At 58.6% G+C, this 18,387-nt stretch carries 18 protein-coding genes and 1 riboswitch; of the genes, 14 read left to right on the forward strand and 4 right to left on the reverse strand.

Features of this window, described 5'->3' with window-relative positions; translation table 11 throughout:
- Positions 1-85: 85 nt before the first annotated feature.
- The 3 genes from MKY74_RS08765 to MKY74_RS08775 all read left to right on the forward strand — a co-directional run bounded on the left by MKY74_RS08765 (position 86) and on the right by MKY74_RS08775 (position 3,489).
- On the forward strand, positions 86-862 hold the full coding sequence (locus tag MKY74_RS08765; RefSeq protein ID WP_076173431.1) for an MBL fold metallo-hydrolase: 777 nt from the start codon (positions 86-88) through the stop codon (positions 860-862).
- A gap of 29 nt (positions 863-891) precedes the next feature.
- Entirely contained in the window at positions 892-1,839 is a 948-nt protein-coding gene (locus MKY74_RS08770; RefSeq protein WP_244169360.1) for an AraC family transcriptional regulator, read from the forward strand.
- A 141-nt stretch (positions 1,840-1,980) separates the two neighbouring features.
- Positions 1,981-3,489: an alpha-glucosidase/alpha-galactosidase gene (locus MKY74_RS08775; RefSeq protein WP_076173430.1), complete on the forward strand. Its 1,509-nt coding sequence runs from the start codon at positions 1,981-1,983 to the stop codon at positions 3,487-3,489.
- A gap of 126 nt (positions 3,490-3,615) precedes the next feature.
- Here MKY74_RS08775 and MKY74_RS08780 read toward each other — a convergent pair whose 3' ends face one another.
- Positions 3,616-4,413: a Cof-type HAD-IIB family hydrolase gene (locus MKY74_RS08780; RefSeq protein WP_076173429.1), complete on the reverse strand. Its 798-nt coding sequence runs from the start codon at positions 4,411-4,413 to the stop codon at positions 3,616-3,618.
- 672 nt (positions 4,414-5,085) lie between these two features.
- Complete coding sequence (locus tag MKY74_RS08785; RefSeq protein ID WP_076173428.1) at positions 5,086-5,988, reverse strand: DMT family transporter; 903 nt, start codon at positions 5,986-5,988, stop codon at positions 5,086-5,088.
- Between the two features lie 175 nt (positions 5,989-6,163).
- On the opposite strand from MKY74_RS08785, the gene MKY74_RS08790 reads away from it, so the two are divergent.
- Positions 6,164-6,424 (forward strand): YqkE family protein, encoded by a 261-nt coding sequence (locus tag MKY74_RS08790; RefSeq protein ID WP_076173427.1) that lies wholly within the window; start codon positions 6,164-6,166, stop codon positions 6,422-6,424.
- 52 nt (positions 6,425-6,476) lie between these two features.
- Here the strand turns inward: MKY74_RS08790 and MKY74_RS08795 are convergent, their stop codons facing one another.
- Both MKY74_RS08795 and MKY74_RS08800 read right to left on the reverse strand, forming a co-directional pair.
- Positions 6,477-6,941: a GNAT family N-acetyltransferase gene (locus MKY74_RS08795; RefSeq protein ID WP_076173426.1), complete on the reverse strand. Its 465-nt coding sequence runs from the start codon at positions 6,939-6,941 to the stop codon at positions 6,477-6,479.
- A 188-nt stretch (positions 6,942-7,129) separates the two neighbouring features.
- A complete protein-coding gene (locus MKY74_RS08800) occupies positions 7,130-8,131 on the reverse strand; it encodes a lipoate--protein ligase (RefSeq protein WP_076173425.1) in 1,002 nt (333 codons plus the stop codon).
- Positions 8,132-8,303: 172 nt separating this feature from the next.
- Here MKY74_RS08800 and cobD point away from each other — a divergent pair, with 172 nt between their 5' ends.
- From cobD to cobS, 10 genes are all read left to right on the forward strand, one after another.
- Entirely contained in the window at positions 8,304-9,407 is a 1,104-nt protein-coding gene (gene cobD, locus MKY74_RS08805) for a threonine-phosphate decarboxylase CobD (RefSeq protein ID WP_076173424.1), read from the forward strand.
- 151 nt (positions 9,408-9,558) lie between these two features.
- Entirely contained in the window at positions 9,559-10,281 is a 723-nt protein-coding gene (locus MKY74_RS08810; protein ID WP_076173423.1) for an adenosylcobinamide amidohydrolase, read from the forward strand.
- Positions 10,278-11,249: an adenosylcobinamide-phosphate synthase CbiB gene (gene cbiB, locus MKY74_RS08815; RefSeq protein WP_076173422.1), complete on the forward strand. Its 972-nt coding sequence runs from the start codon at positions 10,278-10,280 to the stop codon at positions 11,247-11,249. Before MKY74_RS08810 ends, cbiB begins: the two co-directional genes overlap by 4 nt.
- Complete coding sequence (locus tag MKY74_RS08820; RefSeq protein WP_076173421.1) at positions 11,237-12,100, forward strand: histidine phosphatase family protein; 864 nt, start codon at positions 11,237-11,239, stop codon at positions 12,098-12,100. The genes cbiB and MKY74_RS08820 overlap by 13 nt, the downstream gene beginning before the upstream one ends.
- A 284-nt stretch (positions 12,101-12,384) precedes the next feature.
- Positions 12,385-12,602: riboswitch (cobalamin riboswitch) on the forward strand.
- A 352-nt stretch (positions 12,603-12,954) separates the two neighbouring features.
- Positions 12,955-13,968 carry an ABC transporter substrate-binding protein gene (locus MKY74_RS08825; RefSeq protein ID WP_076173419.1) on the forward strand — a complete coding sequence of 338 codons (1,014 nt, stop codon included), beginning with the start codon at positions 12,955-12,957 and terminating at the stop codon, positions 13,966-13,968.
- Positions 13,968-15,014: a FecCD family ABC transporter permease gene (locus MKY74_RS08830; RefSeq protein ID WP_076173418.1), complete on the forward strand. Its 1,047-nt coding sequence runs from the start codon at positions 13,968-13,970 to the stop codon at positions 15,012-15,014. The genes MKY74_RS08825 and MKY74_RS08830 overlap by 1 nt, the downstream gene beginning before the upstream one ends.
- Positions 15,011-15,790, forward strand: a complete 780-nt coding sequence (locus tag MKY74_RS08835; protein ID WP_076173417.1) for an ABC transporter ATP-binding protein — start codon at positions 15,011-15,013, stop codon at positions 15,788-15,790. Before MKY74_RS08830 ends, MKY74_RS08835 begins: the two co-directional genes overlap by 4 nt.
- 94 nt (positions 15,791-15,884) lie before the next feature.
- A complete protein-coding gene (gene cobT, locus MKY74_RS08840) occupies positions 15,885-16,955 on the forward strand; it encodes a nicotinate-nucleotide--dimethylbenzimidazole phosphoribosyltransferase (protein WP_076173416.1) in 1,071 nt (356 codons plus the stop codon).
- A complete protein-coding gene (gene cobU / locus MKY74_RS08845) occupies positions 16,952-17,545 on the forward strand; it encodes a bifunctional adenosylcobinamide kinase/adenosylcobinamide-phosphate guanylyltransferase (RefSeq protein ID WP_076173415.1) in 594 nt (197 codons plus the stop codon). The genes cobT and cobU overlap by 4 nt, the downstream gene beginning before the upstream one ends.
- Positions 17,542-18,375: an adenosylcobinamide-GDP ribazoletransferase gene (gene cobS / locus MKY74_RS08850; RefSeq protein WP_076173414.1), complete on the forward strand. Its 834-nt coding sequence runs from the start codon at positions 17,542-17,544 to the stop codon at positions 18,373-18,375. Before cobU ends, cobS begins: the two co-directional genes overlap by 4 nt.
- Positions 18,376-18,387: the final 12 nt, after the last annotated feature.

The following is an 18,387-nucleotide window of genomic DNA, read 5'->3' on the forward strand; positions in this document are numbered from 1 at the left end:
GCGAATATGGTAAGATAGCTGTAACGAACCAGGAATATAACCACCACCCTACATACATAGGAAAAATAAGGAGATGACCGACGCAATGGACGCATTGATCTTTTTAGGAACCGGGGACGCGATGGGCGTCCCGCGCGTGTACTGCAGCTGCGAGGTGTGCGAGGAGGCCCGGATGACGGGGATGAACCAGCGCTTGCGTTCTTCCGTGCTCGTCCAGGGGCAGGGGGAGACCGACAGCTTTCTTATCGATTGCGGCCCGGATTGGCGCAGCCAGATGGAAGCGATCGGGCAGCGGGCGACGGCGCGGATGCTGGTGACGCACGCGCATTTTGACCATATCGGCGGGCTGCCGGAGTGGGCGGATGAATGCCGCTGGCGGCAGGCCAAAGGGGAGCTGTATGCCCCGCAGGAGGTGCTGGACCAAATTCAGCGGCAGTTTCCGTGGATCCACAGGCAGCTTCAAATGATTCCCGCTGATGCTGGAATCGAGCTTGGCGGCTGGAACATTACCACGTGGAAGGTGACGCATGGGGCGAACGGTTATGCCTATGCATACCGGCTGGAGAAGCCGGGCTTCCGCTGGGTGTACTGCTCGGACTCGATCGGTCTGAACGAGGAGGAGAAACGGCCGCTGCACGGCCTGGATCTGCTGGTGCTCGGGACGAGCTTTTTCCATGAGACGGCGCCTTATCCCACCCGGTCCGTGTACGATATGAAGGAAGCGGCAGAGCTGCTGCAGGAGGTGAAGCCGCTGAGAACGGTCTACACCCATATGTCGCATGATATCGACCTGAACCGGTCTTATCCGCTCCCTCCGCAGGTGACGCTAGCCGTGGCCGGAATGAAGCTTGAGCTGGGCTGACCGTTAAGGGAAAAAGGAGGTTCGTATCCATGGCAAACGTCAGCCGATGGAATGACAGCGAATTGGACGGATGGGAACCCGGCGGATTATTTCCCGAACAGCTGATGCTGGCGGACTGCCGTCCGGAGGTGAGCGCCTACTATTTTAAAGAGTGGAACGGGTTTGACATGGCGCTGCATACCCATGGCTCCTCCGAAATCATGTATGTCATAGACGGGAACTGCTCAGTCGGGGTGAAGCCGTTTGGCGAAAACGAAGCGGTCGTGCATTTGACCAAGGGCGGCTTTATCCTGCTGGACGGAACCGTTCCCCATCGTCTGCTGGTGACGGGGTGCTGCCGGATGCTCAACATCGAATTCCGCTTTGTTGAGCGGGATGGGGTGCTGCCGTCGACGAAACAGCTTGCCGAGGGAGAGGAGGCACTGGCGGCGCTGTTCCAGAACCCGGCTCCCTATGTCGTGCTTAGGGAGTTTCATGACGTGCATCAGCTGCTGAAAAATCTTGTTCTGGAGCTGGACGCCGCCGAATCCGGACAGGAGCTGATGCCGCAGCTGATGCTCGCCGAACTGCTGATCCGGATTGCCCGGCTGCATCAGGAATACGTGGAGGCCGGTCCCGATACGCAGAGCATGTACGTGCGGCAGTGCATCGAGTACCTGTATCAGAACTACGATCGCAGCATCCAGGTTAAAGACGCCGCCGAGCATGTCCGGCTTCACCCCGGGTATTTGCAGCGGGTATTCAAGCAGAAGACAGGCATGTCGATCATGGAATACCTGAACACCTACCGGATGGATAAAACGGCGATGCTCCTGCGGCAGACGGAAATTCCTGTGGCGGATATCGCGGATTATGTAGGGATCGGCAGCCGTCAGTATTTGCATCTGATGTTCAAAAAGCATACCGGCCAGACACCGGTCGAATACCGGAAGGCTTCCCGGATCGCAGGGTACGTGGATTCCCGTGACGTGCATTAATCCGAATCCAAAAAGTGAGAATTGTTGACACTTTTCCGGCAAAGAGGTCATGAATTTGATAACGTTTTCCCAGGAAGGGTTGCTACAATACCTGTATCAGGGTGAACCTGGCGACTATTCTTGAGGGAGGCGGTTTTTGCCGTGTCATTTAAAATTACTTTTATCGGGGCGGGAAGCATTGGCTTTACCCGTGGACTGCTGCGCGACCTGTTGTCCGTTCCGGAATTTCATAACGTGGAAGTTGCTTTTACGGACATCAATCCGCACAACCTGGACATGGTAACCGAGCTGTGCCAGCGGGACATTCGGGAGAACGGGCTGGACATTAACATTCACGCGACAACGAACCGCCGCGAGGCGCTGAAGGATGCCAAATACGTCATCTGTACGATCCGCGTTGGCGGCTTGGAGGCGTTCGCGACGGATGTGGACATTCCGCTGAAATACGGCGTCGATCAATGCGTGGGCGACACGCTGTGCGCAGGTGGCATCATGTACGGACAGCGCGGCATCGCCGAGATGCTGAACATCTGCAAGGACATCCGCGAAATGGCGTCCAAGGACGTGCTGCTGCTGAACTACGCCAATCCGATGGCGATGCTCACGTGGGCCTGCAACAAGTACGGCGGGGTCCGCACGGTCGGACTGTGCCATGGGGTGCAGGGCGGTCACTGGCAAATTGCGGAAGCTTTTGGCCTGAAGCAGGAGGAAGTGGATATCATCTGCGCGGGCATCAACCATCAGACATGGTATATCCAGATCCGCCATAATGGGGAGGACCTGACCGGCAAGCTGCTGGAAGCGTTCGAGAAGCATCCGGATTTCAGCCGGACGGAAAAGGTACGGATCGACATGCTGCGCCGCTTCGGCTATTACAGTACGGAATCGAACGGGCATCTCAGCGAGTATGTTCCGTGGTACCGCAAGCGGGCGGACGAAATCAACGACTGGATCGACCTCGGCAGCTGGATCAACGGGGAGACCGGAGGATACCTTCGCGTCTGCACGGAAGGGCGCAACTGGTTTGAGACCGATTTTCCCAACTGGATGAAGGAGAAGCCGTTCGAATACAAGCAGGACCAGCGCAGCCATGAGCACGGATCCTACATCATCGAAGGCTTGGAGACGGGGCGGGTGTACCGGGGGCATTTCAACGTGGTCAACAACGGAGTGATCACCAATCTGCCGGATGACGCGATCATCGAGGCTCCGGGATACGTCGACCGCAACGGCATCTCCATGCCGGTAGTTGGGGATCTGCCGCTCGGACCGGCGGCGGTCTGCAATGCGAGCATTTCTGTGCAGCGGCTGGCGGTGGAAGCGGCCGTACACGGCGACGACAAGCTGCTTCGCCAGGCGTTCATGATGGACCCGCTGGTCGGCGCGGTGTGCAACCCGAACGAAATTTGGCAGATGGTCGACGAAATGCTCGTGGCACAGGAGCAGTGGCTGCCGCAATATGGGGATGCCATCGCCGAGGCAGCGGTACGGCTGGCTTCCGGCAACCTGATTCCGACCCGGGAAGGATACCGCGGTGCGGCACGCCTCAAGGTGAAGACCGTGGAGGAAATGCAGCAGGACCGGGAAGCCGCCAACAAAAACGCCGGCGAATCGGATAAAGGCAAGGACCGGGCCAAAGCGGTTCAGTAAACGGTAAACCAGCAGCCGGGAAATATTAGTCGTCAAACAAAAAGACAGCTAGCGAACTAGGAGCGGTGATCCTGGTTCGCGGCTGTCTTTTTGGGTTGAACTTTAAGGTGGATCTCTCCTGGCGAATTAAACGTTCAGCACAAACTTCTCGATTGCGGCCTTCACGCCTTCGTCGTTGTTGCTTAACGTTACGTAGTTCGCAATGTCCTTCAGCGCCGGTATGGCGTTGCCCATCGCAATGCCCAGGCCAGCCGCTTCCAGCATCTCATGGTCGTTCCAGGAATCGCCGATGGCGATCGTCTCGGACATGTCGCAGCCAAAGTGGCTGGCGAGGAAGGTGAGGGCATGGCCTTTGGTGCCTTCGCGGTGCATGATTTCGAGGAAGTGCGGCTTCGATTTGGTGATGTGCACTTCGTCTCCCAGCAGGTCGCGCAGAATCGGGATCAGCTGATCCAGGTAGGCCGGATCGTCGATGATGAGCATTTTCGGCGTCTTCTGGGCAATCAGCTTTTCAAAATCCGGCTCGATATAGTAAGGTGTGCGGTTCAGCTCGCTGTAATCCTTCAGCTTCTGGTTCTCTTCACGGGCGTACAGCTTGTCGTCGATATAAACCTGCAGGTGAAGGTTATGCTCGATGCAGTATTGGAACAGCTTGTAGCCCGCATCCTTTGGCACGTAGCGCTCGTAAAGGACTTTTTCGTCCATCAGGTTTTTGACCAGTGCCCCTTGGTACGTAATGATCGGCACGTTCAGCCCGGTTTGGCGGGCAATGGCTTGGGCAGAGGCATAGGCCCGGCCCGTGGCCAGCGTGACGACTACGTCTTTGGCGACCGCCTGCTCCAGCGCCTGCTGGGTGCCCGGGGTCACCTCTTTATCGTCGTTAATCAGAGTATCGTCGATGTCGATCGCGATCAATTTGTACATGATTCTCTCTCCTTTAATCATGGCGAACCTCTCCGCCTATAAGGGCGCTGAAATGCTCGTCCATGTTCTCTCTACCACAGGATGGGTATTTCTCTAAACATTCCTGCACAGTATGGCTCTTATCTAGATAATAGAATCTATCGTTTTCAGCGAAGCTGAAGCATTCTATTATCGCAAGAAAAGTTTCCACTAAAAGCGGTCTGTCTTCTGTGGATTACATCGATCATACTTTTCTTTAGAGATCAGAAAGTCCAACCTCTATGGGGAAAGCGCCTTGATCTCGCAAGAAAAGATTCCACTAAAAGCGGTCTGTCTTCTGTGGATTGCATCGATCATACTTTTCTTTAGAGATCAGAAAGTCCAACCTCTATGGGGAAAGCGCCTTGATCTCGCAAGAAAAGATTCCACTAAAAGCGGTCTGTCTTCTGTGGATTACATCGATCATACTTTTCTTTAGAGATCAGAAAGTCCAACCTCTATTGGGAAAAGCATCTTGATCTCGCAAGAAAAGATTCCACTAAAAGCGGTCTGTCTTCTGTGGATTACATCGATCATACTTTTCTTTAGAGATCAGAAAGTCCAACCTCTATTGGGAAAAGCATCTTGATCTCGCAAGAAAAGATTCCACTAAAAGCGGTCTGTCTTCTGTGGATTACATCGATCATACTTTTCTTATTGTACCTCACGCGGGGCAGATTTCAATTCCGCGAGGATCATTCCGGCAAAAATACAAATACATCCCAGTCCCGCCGCAGCGCCCAGCACCTCTCCGCCGAAGGTGACGCCCGTCAATGCTGCAAAGACCGGTTCCATGGCAAAAATGACGGCCACCCGCGACGGGTTCGTATATTTCTGGCACACGGTCTGGATCCAAAAGGCGAACGCGCTGGTCGGACCGATCGACACCAGGAGCGCCCAGATCACTTCCGGCTTCAGCAGACGATCCGCCACCTGCGTCAGCGGGCCCACATCCTCAAATAACAACGAGGAGAGGAGGCTGAGCAGCCCGACAACCGCCATCTGCATCGCAGCCAGGGGCAGCGCGGAATAGCGCGGCGCAAACACGCCCGTATACGCCACATGCAGAGCGAACGCCACCGCACACAGGAAGATGAGAAAGTCGCCTTTGTTCAGCGTAAGGGCGGTGCCGGCGAAAGCCAGCAGGTACAAGCCGGCGGCGGCCAGCAGTGCACTGATCCACGTATAGCGGGAAATGGGGCTTTTTAGCAGCAGGAGCGCCAAAAACGGAACAAACACGACGGACAAGCCGGTAATAAAACCGGCGTTCGAAGTGGTCGTGTACAGCAGTCCCACCGTTTGAAAGGCATAGCCCAGAAACAAAAAAAGGCCCAGCAGGCACGAGTGGAGCAGCATTTTGCCGGAAATATCCCGCCACTGGCTGCGGTAGAAAAACGTAATGATCAGAGCCAGCAGCACCGCCGCACCCAAGAAGCGGATGCCGTTGAAGGCAAGGGGAGGCAGGACCCGGACCGCATGCTGCACGATCAAAAAGGTACATCCCCACATCATCGCCACGATGAGCAGGCTGAGGTCGGCAATACGGGAGCGGTTCAAATGAAGTCATTCCTTTCACGGTTCGTACGATCGGCCTGTGCAAAACAGGCAAGCGACCAAATTGTATCGTAAAACCCGAGGGAGAACAAGGATCAAAAAGGCGCTAAGGGCGGCTTCAGGGCATGACGGAGCCTGGGAAACCTGCTATAATGTGGGTGGAAACGGAGATGATACGATGGCTAAGAAGAACCGAAACCAAGCCCCAAGCAAGCCGCAAGTCTCGGATAAACCGGCGACGCTGAAGGATCTCCTGAGCAGCGAGGTGCTGGATAAGCTGAAGCAGCAGTCCAGTGAGCTGAAGGCGGAGCAGCAGAAGCAGAAGGAAGAGCAGGAGAGACAAGCGGCCGAAGCGCGCAAAGCAGAACAGAAGCGCCTTGATAACGATTTTGAACATCTGCTGGAGAACAGCAGCATGGACTGGCGTAAATATAAATGAGAAAATGATCTCTATTAGAAAAGCTGCCGGTTAGCGGCAGCTTTTTGTATGCTTATTTTTCACTGTCCATATTCAGCTTCTTTTCGAATAAGATGTAATCTTGCCCGGGACCTGCATAGTCTTTGGCCATCGTCAGCTTAAAGCCCATGCGGGCGTGAAATTTCATGGACGTTTCGTTCACAGCTGAGGTAATGCAGCGCACCGTATTGCAGCCGAGCTGAAGAACTTTTTCGAAAAACAGCTCATACAGCGTCCGGGCCGTACCCTGCTTGCGATAATCGGGATGGACGCCGACAAAATGGATATACGCCTCGTTCGGATGCGTCTGGGACTGGAAACCGATCAGGAAGGCGACCAGCTTTCCACTCTCTTTTTCCTCCATCACAAAACTGGTATTTTGAAAATGCTCGAAAAACAGCTTCGGCAGCAGATGCGTCATTTGGCGTCCGCCCCACCAGTCGTTGACGACCGGGATCACGCGTTCATAGTCGGTTTCAAGGATCGGCCTGATTTCCATGGAAAAACCTTACCTCCGTTCATAGCAGCCTGAGCGGTGAGCGAAACGCCAACCTTCTGCAAGCTTTTGCAGCCGATTATATCATAGGATGAGAGGGTTGGAGCGATAAAAAAGAGAGGTCCATGGAATTCATGGGGCCTCTCTTTGCTGTATGTCACTACTACAATAAGGACGATTTCCGGAGCTGACTATTCTTCCAAAAAGATCAGACCGATCAGGTCGTCCATCACGATGTTGCCAAAATAGTGCTTCACGTCGATGTCCGCGAGGGCTTCCCGGACTTCGGACTCTTCGTAACGCTTGCCGCGCAGACGGTCCTCAATATCCGCCACATCGCCGACACCGAAAAAGTCGCCGTATATTTTAATATCCTGAATCCGCGCGTCCTTGATATCCATCCGGATGTCGATGATGCCGACCGGGAACCGCTTCGTATGCTTGACGTTGGACTGCGGAGACTGCCCGTAATTCCATTCCCAGTTCTGGTACCGGTCCTTGGAAATTTGGTTGATGATCTCCCAATCGGCTTCCGTCAGCTTGTACTGCGGCACTTCGTTTGGTTCCATGCCGAAAATGTAGCGGAGCAGCTCGGAACGGAATTCCTCGATCGTCATCTTTTGGTTCATCAGCTCACTGATGTTAGCAACGCGGCTGCGCACGGACTTGGTGCTCTTCGACTTGAATTTCTCCGGATTGGCGTTCAGGGAAGCCTGAACATCGTCCAGATTCAGGTTAAACATGAGCGTGCCATGGCTGAACATCCGGCCCCGGGTTGAGAATTGGGCGTTACCGGAAATCTTTTGCTCGCCGACCTGCAGGTCATTGCGTCCGCTCAGCTCCGCGTTGACACCCATATGGTGCAGCGCGTCGATGACCGGCTGGGTAAACTTCAGGAAATTGTGGAACGATTCCCCGTCGTCTTTGGTAATGAAGCTGAAGTTGAGGTTGCCGAGGTCGTGGTACACCGCACCGCCGCCGGAGAGCCGGCGAACGACCTTGATATTGTTGTCCTTCACGTATTCCTGGTTGATCTCCTCGATCGTGTTCTGATGTTTACCGATGATGATCGAAGGACGGTTAATGTAAAACAGCAGGTAGCTGTCGTCCATGGGCAGATGTTTGAGGGCGAATTCTTCAATCGCCAGATTGACGGCAGGGTCGGTAATTCCCTGGTTATCGATAAACAGCATATTTGATTCCTCCGTTAAAAGGCCTTAATTAATTCGGTTCCTTGTCTATTGTAAACCAATTGCGGACAAGAAACAAAAGCGAAAACCGAATTGACGCGCAGCGAAATTTGGCGCCATAATGGGGTCATTCGTAAGCGATTTAAGACAGTGAACTGCTGGGGGGAAAATACATATGCTGGAACGATACGGACATGGCGGGGATCTGGAGAGCGCGTCGGAACTGTACGGCGGCGATCCGGCGTCCTTTCTGGATTTCAGCGCCAACATCAATCCGCTGGGTCCGCCGGAAGGCGTCATGGCGAAGCTGGGACAGGCGCTGCCTTCTATCCTTCGTTATCCGGATCCGGGACACCGCCGTTTGAAAGCGCTGCTGTCCCGCAAACTGGGCGTGGCACCGGAACATTTAAGCATCGGCAACGGGGCGGCGGAATCGATGGCGCTCCTGCTGCTCGGGCTGGCGCCGTCGAGGGTCGGGATCGTGCAGCCCTGCTTTTCGGAGTACCGGCAGCTGTCGGAGCAGTTCGGCGCCGAGGTGCATGCCGTCTTCGGCAGCCGGGAGCGCGACTGGAGAGCTGAGGTTCCGGACATTGCCGGACTGATGAAAAAGGTGGACCTGCTCTTTCTGGGGCAGCCGAACAATCCGAACGGTGTGCAGTATCCGCTCGAAGAGATTCGGGAATTGGCGGCCGAGGCGGAGCGGACCCGGACCTATTTTGTCGTCGATGAGGCGTTCATCGACTTCATCCCGGAAGGGCAGCGGATGACGCTGCTGCCGGAGCTGGAGCGGTTTCCGCGGACGATTCTGGTCCGCTCGATGACGAAGTTTTATGCCATTCCGGGGCTGCGGCTGGGCTATGCGGCCGCGCATCCGGATGTGATCCGGGCGATGACGGGCAAGCAGGTGACGTGGAGCGTCAACGGCTTGGCCCTGCTCGCCGGGGAATTTTGCCTCGAGGGCGGCGAGGCGCATGAGCGCGAGACGCTGGAGCTGATCGCCGCAGAGCGCGCCCGGCTGAGGGCTGGCCTGCGGGGGCTGGGCTGCCGCGTGAGCGGCGGCGAAGCCAATTTCCTGCTCGCGGAGCTGCCGGCACCGTGGAGTGCCGGGGAGCTGCAGCGCGAGCTCGGGCTTCGCGGCGTCCTGATCCGCAGCTGCGCCATGTACCCGGGTCTGGGGCCGGGACATGTCCGGTTTGCGGTGAAGGGAGCGGACGCCAACGCGCGGCTGCTTGCGGTGCTGGGCGACGTGCTCGCAGCCGGGCGGAATGATCTGCACTGATCTGCACGAAAGGACAGGCTGTGCAAGCCCAAGACGCAGGGCTGGTACGGCTGCTATGCCGGTAGCCGCTGACGCGACGATGTGCACAGCCTTTGCGGACCGGATTTTGGAGTCCGCATAAACACAAGATCGATATGGGGGATAAGAAGCGATGACGACACCATTTATGGACGGATTGCAGGATACGTACCGTTCCACCGTGTGGCCGGGGCTCGTGTTGACGCGGAAAGAGCGGCATTTGCTGCTTGAGGCGCCGGAGCTGTTGGACTGCCTCGGAAGCTCTATTCACGGAGGCGGCATGAGCAGACTGCAGCGGGTGACAAATATGTATGTAGACCGGACGTACGACTGCAGCGACCCGGTCCGCGATACAGAGGAATGGCTCACGGCGTGGGGATACCCGCTGGAGACGACGGCGGGGCTGCTGACGGCGGTCCAGCTGCGCCATGCGGCGGTGCATGAGGAGAAGAACGAGCAGGCTGCAGTGTTCTGCTGTACGACGGCCGGCGTATCCAATGCGGCCCGTGCCGGCTCGGAGCGGCGGACGTTCGCGGCCTATACGCCGGGAACGATCAACATCATGCTGGCCATCGACGGCCAGTTGACGAAGGCGGCCATGCTGAATGCCGTCATGACGGCGGTGGAGGCCAAGGCCGCGGCGCTGGCCGATCTGGACGTGCGCGACCCGGACAATGGGCTGATCGCCACGGGGACGACGACGGACGCCGTCGTTCTCGGCGTCAGCCAAAGCGCCGCTTACGCCGGGCTTCACCGCTATGCGGGCACCGCGACCGACCTCGGCGCGATGGTCGGACGCGCGGTGTACAGCACGGTGAAGGAAGGCCTGCTGGCGGCCTGGAGTGAGCGGAAATGACCGCAATATGGATCCTTACCGCCGCTTTTATCATCGATTGGATCATCGGGGATCCGAGGTGGATTCCCCATCCGGTCATCGGCATGGGCAAGGCGATCAAAAAGGTGGAGAATGCCATTCGGGCAAGGGTCACCCGCCCGTCAGGACTCAAGAGGGCGGGGATACTGCTCCCGGTCATCGTGGCGGGCGGCTCCCTGCTGCTGACATGGCTTGTGCTCTGGGGGCTGCATCAGGTGCATCCGTGGCTGGCCTGGGCGGTGGAGGCGCTGCTGATCGCCACGACGATCGCCGTCAAGGGCCTGAAGGATGCCGGCAAGGAAGTGCTTGGCCATCTGCGGTGCGGCGATCTGCCGGAGGCGCGCAAGTCGCTCGGCATGATCGTCGGCCGGGACACGGCCCACTTGGACGAGCCGGAGATCGTCCGCGGCACGGTCGAAACGGTGGCGGAAAATATCGTCGACGCCGTCGTCTCGCCGCTGTTCTACGCCATCATCGGCGGCGCGCCGCTGGCGATGGCCTACCGGGCGGTGAACACGCTCGATTCCATGGTCGGCTACAAGAACGACAAATATTTGCAGCTTGGCTGGGCGTCGGCGAGGCTGGATGACATTGCGAACTTCATTCCCGCCCGGATCACCGCAGGCATCCTGGTGCTGTCCGCCTGGCTGCTGCGGCTGGACGCCGCCAGAGCCTGGCGCACCGTGCGCCGGGACGCGCGACGGCATCCGAGCCCGAACAGCGGCTTTCCCGAATCCGCAGTGGCGGGGGCGCTCGGCATCCGGCTCGGCGGCGAAAACGTCTACCACGGCGTCGCCTCGTTCCGGGCTTACATGGGCGAGGCGCTGCGCCCGATGGAGGCGCGCGACATCACGATGACGATTCGGCTGCTCATCTCGGTATCGGTCATCTTTATTCTGCTGGGCATCGCCGTGCTGTGGGCGGCAGAGGGCAGCTTATGGACGTCCTAGTGAAACGGGTCGATCTGCTGCTGGTCCGGCACGGCACGACGCGGTGGAACCGGGAGAAGCGTTACCTCGGGCATACGGATATCCCGCTGGATCCGGGCGGCAGGGGCGAGCTTGCGCCGCTGGCCCGGGAGCTGGCCGGGAAGGCGTTCCACCGCATATACTGCAGCGACCTGGCCCGATGCCGGGAGACACTGGCGATCATCAGTCCGGCGCACGCAGATACTGCGATTTATGACCCGCGGCTGCGGGAAATGGACTTTGGCGCCTGGGAAGGGCATACCTATGAGCAGCTGCAGCATAAGCCCCTATACCGGCAGTGGATCGATTCGCCGCAGCAGGTGACCCCGCCGGGCGGGGAGTCATGGGCGGATTTTGCCGGGAGGATCGACGGGTTTATCGGCAGCTTGTTGAAGGACGTGGAAGGGGTATGCAGAAGACCGGCAGAGGCCCAGACCGGCGGCGGGGCGGTCCTTTCCCGGTCGAAAGGGATGAAGATTGGCGGGTCGGAACTTTCCCGATTGCAAAGGATCGAGACCGGTAAGGCGGTACTGCCCGGATCGCAAGAGAACGAGACTGGTGAGGCGGCACTGCCCGGATCGAAAGGAATCGGTGACAGGAAGGCGGCTCTTTCCCGATCGCAAGGACCGGAAGACACCGGCCCCGAATCGCCGGTTCCGCCGAAAATGCTGATCGTCGCTCATGGCGGTGTCTTGCGGCAGCTCGCGGTCCGCCTCGTCCCGGGGCTGTCCTTCTGGGACGTTTACGTTCAGCCCGGGAGTTTGCTGCGGATCCGGCTGAGCTTCACTGGAGAAACCGGCGGTTGGGACGGCATGCTGGTGAATGAAGCTTGAGAGAGGATGCGAACGAGGTAATGGTCGTCATCGACCGGTCCGAGCTTTTCTGCACTCCGGCAATGGGAAACGGCGAAAGGGCTCAGGCCGCCGGCATACAAGGACTTGCTTCCCGAATCGGCCGTTCCCCCGGGTTTGGCCATGCTCTCGGGCCCGCGTCCGGACATGCTCCCGGGCACGTGACCGGACATGCACCCCGGCGCGTCGCTGGACACAAAAATTCCATTGTCACCCGCAGGCTTTTCCCCTATAATCAGGACAAAAGAAGCATGGCCAGGATAATTGAATAGGAGTGCTTGTGAGGTCCCGGAAGCTGTCTGCCGTATAAGGCGAGCGTTGATCCGGGTGAAAAGGGAAGCCGGTGCAACTCCGGCACGGTCCCGCCACTGTAAACAGGTATGTCCCCAGGAAGCCACTGTCCCGCAGCAACACGGGATGGGAAGGCGGGGACGATTTTACCCAGCCTGTAAGTCAGGAGACCTGCCTCACGAGAGGAAATGACGGTCCTTCGAGGAAAGGATTACGTTTCACGTGCCCTTCATAACGCATGTTCGCCGCGGCTCAAGCAAGCATTGGCTTGAACTCTTGGCCTCGCACCATGCCACAAGGCACACCGGTCCATCGCGGCGATGCCGCGGGATGTTCCGTGCAGACGTAATCCCTGATTCTTGATCGAACAAGAGTCAGGGTTTTTTAGTTGACAAAGAATGGAGCGGCAGACGCCATACACCTGCTCATGGTGAGCAGCGGCGCTGCAACTCTAGCATTTCCGTCAGGTTTATTCCGTTTTCGTATACCGGTCAGGCCTCTTTTGTGCAAATTATTCGATAGACAAAGAGGGAGAGAACGAAATCATGAACGTAACGTTGAAACGCTGGTCCACAGGCCTCGCGGCGCTGCTGCTTGCCTTATCATTGAGCGCCTGCGGCGCCAAGAACGAAGGCAGCTCCGCCTCGCAGCAGCCTGCTGCCCAGACGGAGCAAAACACGGATAACAGTGCGTCGCAGACAAAGACAGACGAACTGAAAACAACCTATCCGCTGACCATTCAGGATGCGACGGGAGAGTCCTTTACTTTCAAGGAAGCGCCGAAGCATATTATCTCGGTATCTCCTGCAGAGACGGAGGCGCTCTTCGCGATTGGTCTGGACAGCGAGATCGTCGGGGTATCCGATTATGACGATTATCCGGAAGCAGCCAAGTCCAAGGCGAAAATGGGCGGCATTACTAAACCGAACGAGGAAGCGATCATTGCGGCCCAGCCGGACATCGTATTCACGGGCATTTCGATGAGCGAGGAAGCGGTGAAGAAGCTGCGCGACCTTGGCATTCAAATTTTCAAGACCGATCCGAAGACAGTCGATGACGTGATCAAAAATATCGAAACCTACGGCCTCATCACTGACCATCAGGCGGAAGCCAAAGCGGTGGTCGACAAGATGAAGCAGGAGGAAAATGAGGTTACCGAAGCAGTCAAATCGCTGACGCCGGAGCAGAAGAAAAAGGTATACATCGAATTTTCGCCGGGCTGGACGGTCGGCAAGGGTGAGTTCATGGATGAGCTGATCACCCTGGCCGGCGGCGTAAATGTGGCGGCGGATACCGAGGGCTGGAGCGAAATCAGCGAAGAGAAAATCATCAAGGACAATCCGGACGTGATTTTGTATGCCAAAAGCGTCATCGACGAGAAGACGAAGAAAAGCCTTGGCGACATCATTAAAGGCCGCAGCGGCTGGGACCAGATTACAGCCGTGAAGAACGATGCGGTCATCGGTCTTGACGACAATCTGCTGAGCCGTCCGGGCCCGCGCGTCACGCAGGGCCTGAAGGAAGTGGCGAAGGCCATCTATCCGGACCTGTTTAAATAATGAGCAAAAAGCTGGCAGGCTATGGAGGAATCGGCATCGTCCTGCTCGTCCTGACCCTGCTGATCTGTCTGGGGATCGGCTCGGTCGCGCTGCCGATCCGGGACATCGCCCTCATTCTGCTGCACCGGATTCCATGGATCGGAAGCCATATCGACCCGACGTGGAACGCATCGTTTGAGCAGATTATTGTGAAGGTGCGGCTGCCGCGGATTCTGCTGGGCATGCTGGTCGGCGCGGCTCTGGCCGTGGCCGGCTCGGGATTTCAGGGCGTGCTTCGCAACCCGCTCGCCGATCCGTTTACGCTCGGGGTTTCCTCGGGGTCGGCGGTAGGCGCGTCGTTCCTGATCTTTTTCGGGCTGCAGTATTCGTTTTTCGGCGGCTGGACGCTGCCTGCGGTCGCTTTCGTGACCGGAATGCTGACGCTGTGGATGGTCATCGCGTTGGCCAGGGAGAGCGGAAAAATTCCGACGAACAGCCTGATTCTGTCAGGCGTGGTGATGCAGTCCTTTCTCGGAGCGGTCGTATCCTTCCTTTCGGCGATGTCGAACCGGACGATCAATGAAATTATATATTGGACAATGGGCAGCCTCAGCCTGCGTGGATGGTCGTATACGGCCATCCTTTTGCCGTATTTTCTAGTGGGATTTGCGGTGGTCTGGAGCCGGGCCCGCGCGCTGAATCTATTGTCCTTAGGTGAGCGGCAGGCGGCCCATATGGGAATGAATGTGGATCGTGTGAAGCTGGGGGTGCTGCTCGTCAGCACGCTGCTCACGGCTGCCGCGGTGTCGGTTGCGGGCATTATAGGGTTCGTCGGACTCGTCATTCCGCATGTGATCCGACTGATCACCGGTCCCGATTACCGGCTGATCGTTCCGCTGTCGGCCATCGGCGGAGCTGTCTTCATGGTCTGGGCTGACACGATCGCCCGCTCCCTGCTGGCGCCGACGGAGATTCCGCTCGGCGTGGTGACGGCCTTCGTAGGCGCTCCGTTTTTTGCCTATTTGCTGTACCGGAACAAAAAGCAGCGGAAGGGGAGATGGACATGATCGAGATCAGGGAAGCAGGGAAACAGTATGGCGGCATCACAGCTCTCCATGGCCTCAACTGGTCGGTTCAGGAAGGCGAATGGTGGGGGATTATCGGGCCGAACGGCAGCGGCAAGTCAACGCTGCTGCAGCTGATCTCCGGCGTGGAGAAGGTCAGCAGCGGCGAGGTGCTGATTCACGGCAAACCAGCCTCTGCCTATAACCGGAAAATTCTCTCCCGCATGATGGCCGTTCTCCAGCAGGACGGCCTTCCTCCTGTCCATTATCCGGTCAGGGAAGTACTGGAGATGGGACGTTACCCGTACCAGGATTGGCTCGGCCGGGACGAGGGCGGCGATCCTGACGCCTTGATCGAGAACATTATGGAGAAGCTGCAGCTGCACGCGCTTGCGGACCGCCCGCTGGATGAGCTGAGCGGCGGGCAGCGCCAGCGCGTCGCCCTAGGCAAAGTGATGGCGCAGGAGCCGCAGATTCTGCTGCTTGACGAGCCGACGACGTACCTGGACATCCGCTACCAGCACCAGTTCATGGAGCTGGTGGCACAGTGGCGGAAGGAAGAGGGCATCACGGTCGTCGCCGTCCTGCATGATTTGAACCTGGCGGCGCAGTTTTGTGATAAACTGCTGGTATTAAGGGACGGGCAGGCGGTCGGAATGGGAACGCCGGAAGACATGCTTACCGAGGAAACGATCCGTCTGGTATACGGTATTGAGCCGGTCATTGTTCCCCATCCGGTCAGCGGTATTCCGCAGGTGCTGGTGACCAGGCAGCGGTAGGATTAAAGCAGCGCGGAGAACGAGTGCGGAAAGTAGGCGTGCTGTGAGTTGATCGGTTTGAAGGCAGTTTTACAAGAGAGGGAGTAGATGCAAGATGAACGAACTTGTGAAGCAGTACGTGGAGCGGATTCAGCCCCTGGATGAGGCCGCGTCGCAGGAGGCGGCAGCCCATATCGCCAACCTGACGGTGCCGCCGGGCAGCCTCGGCAAGCTGGAGTCGCTGGCAATCCAGCTGGCCGGCATAACCGGCGAGACGAAGCCGCTGTTCGAGCGCAAAGAGGTTATCATCATGGCCGCAGACCATGGGGTGTGCGAGGAAGGCGTCAGCGCCTTCCCACAGGAAGTGACGCCGCAGATGATCCTCAATTTTCTCGCCGGAGGCGCGGCGGTCAACGTGCTGTCCCGGCTGGCCGGCGCGGACATCGTCTGCGTCGACATCGGGGTGAAGAGCGACCTTGCCCATCCGCAGCTGGTGTCCCGCAAGGTGCAGTACGGGACGGCCAATATGGCCAAGGGGCCGGCGATGACCCGCGAGGAAGCAGAGCAGTCGATCCTGATCGGCATCGCCGTCGTCGAGGAAGCGGTGGCGCAAGGCGTCCGCATTTTCGTTACCGGCGAAATGGGCATCGGCAACACGACGGCCAGCTCGGCCGTCATGTGCGCGCTGACCGGCACGCCGGTCAAGGAAGCGGCCGGACGCGGGACAGGCCTGACCGACGAGCGCCTGCTTCATAAGATCGGTGTCATCGAGAAGGCGCTCGCCGTCAACGCGCCGGACGCGGCCGACCCGATCGATGTGCTCGCCAAGGTCGGCGGGCTCGAAATCGGCGGCCTGGCCGGCGTCATCCTCGGCGCCGCCGCCCATCGATGTCCCGTGGTCATCGATGGATTTATTTCCAGCGCCGCCGCTCTGCTGGCGCGGGCAATCTGTCCGCTGGCCGCGGAATACATGATCGCGTCCCACGCCTCGCATGAGCAGGGGCACCGCCTGCTGCTGCAGGAGCTCGGGCTGGCGCCGATGCTTGACTTGGACATGCGCATCGGCGAAGGCACTGGCGGCGTGCTCGGCCTGACGCTGGTGGATGCCGCATGCCGCATCGTGCGCGAGATGGCCACCTTCGAAAGCGCCGGCATCTCCGGCGGCGAGGCGGTGACGTCCGAGTGAGCGTACTCGTAACAGGCGGCGCCCGCAGCGGCAAAAGTTCCTTTGCAGAGCGCTGGATGATGGCCCACGCCGGGCAGGCGGTGTACGTGGCGACGGCGCAAGCCTTTGACCGGGAGATGGAGGAGCGGATCGCCCTCCATCGGCAGCAGCGCACCGAAGCGGCGTATCCCTGGGAGACCCGGGAGGAGCCGCTGCGGCTGGCGGAGCTGCTGCAGGTGCTGCGCACAGGGCAGGCTGATCCTGCTGGCGCAGCTTCATCCGCGGAAGATCGCGCGCCGGCCGTGCTGGTGGACTGCCTGACCTTGTGGCTGTCCAATACGCTTCTGGCGCATGAGGGCGAGGAGGATATGGAACCGCGCCTCATGGAAGCCATCAACCAGCTCGTGGATCAGATTCAGGCGTATCCCGCTCCGCTGGTGCTCGTCACCAATGAGGTCGGCGACGGCATCGTGCCGGAATACCGGCTGGGCCGGGTGTTTCGCGATTACGCGGGCATCTTGAACCGCAAGGTAGCGGCCGTCAGCGACCAGGTCTTTCTGGTGACGGCCGGCATTCCGATCGAGCTCAAGAGCAGGGAGTATCACCTATGAAAATGAACGTTCAGGCGGCTGCGGCCGCTTTTCAATTTCTGACCCGTTTTCCGGTCAAGATGACCCTGGATTATACGCCAGAGCTGTTTCGCCGGAGTACGCGCTTCTATCCGCTGGTCGGGCTGGCGGTCGGCTTGACCGTCTGGATCGGCGGAGCGGCCGCTTCGTATCTGCTTCCGCCGCTTCCTGCCGCCGTGCTCATGCTGATTCTGTGGGTCGGCCTGACCGGAGGCCTGCATCTCGACGGCTGGATGGACACGGCGGACGGCCTGCTCAGCTACCGCTCGCGGGAGCGGATGCTGGAGATCATGAAGGACAGCCGGGTCGGGGCCATGGGCGTCATGGCCTGCGTGCTGCTCCTGCTGCTGAAGGCATCGCTGATTTACTCGCTGCTGCTCGGCGGCCTCCCGCCGCTGCTTCTGCTGCTGCCGCCGGTATGGAGCCGCTGGTTCATGGTCCATGCGATGGCTTCCTGGCCGATGGCGCGGGGCAAAGAGGGACTGGCGGGCAGCTATTTCAACGGCATGACCCGGGAGCAGAGCATGGAGTCCTTCCTGCTGGCGGCAGGGCTCACCCTGATCGCGGCGCTGCTGTCTCCGCTGCTTCCCTACGGACCTGCCGGGATCTGGAATTATAGAGGCATCACCTGGCTTCATGCCGGATTAGCCTGGCTGCTGCTTCCTTTGGCGGCATGGGCTGCCGGATGGTGGGCAGGGCGGCGGATGAACGCCAAGCTCGGCGGTTTAACCGGCGATACTTACGGCGCGCTGAACGAGGGCATTGAGACTGTGCTTCTGCTCGTGCTGACCATACTCATCTACCGTTTTTGACTAGGAGGCAGA

Origin of the sequence: Paenibacillus sp. FSL R5-0378 (assembly GCF_038009285.1) — a bacterium.
Classification (GTDB): Bacteria; Bacillota; Bacilli; order Paenibacillales; family Paenibacillaceae; genus Paenibacillus_AQ; species Paenibacillus_AQ favisporus.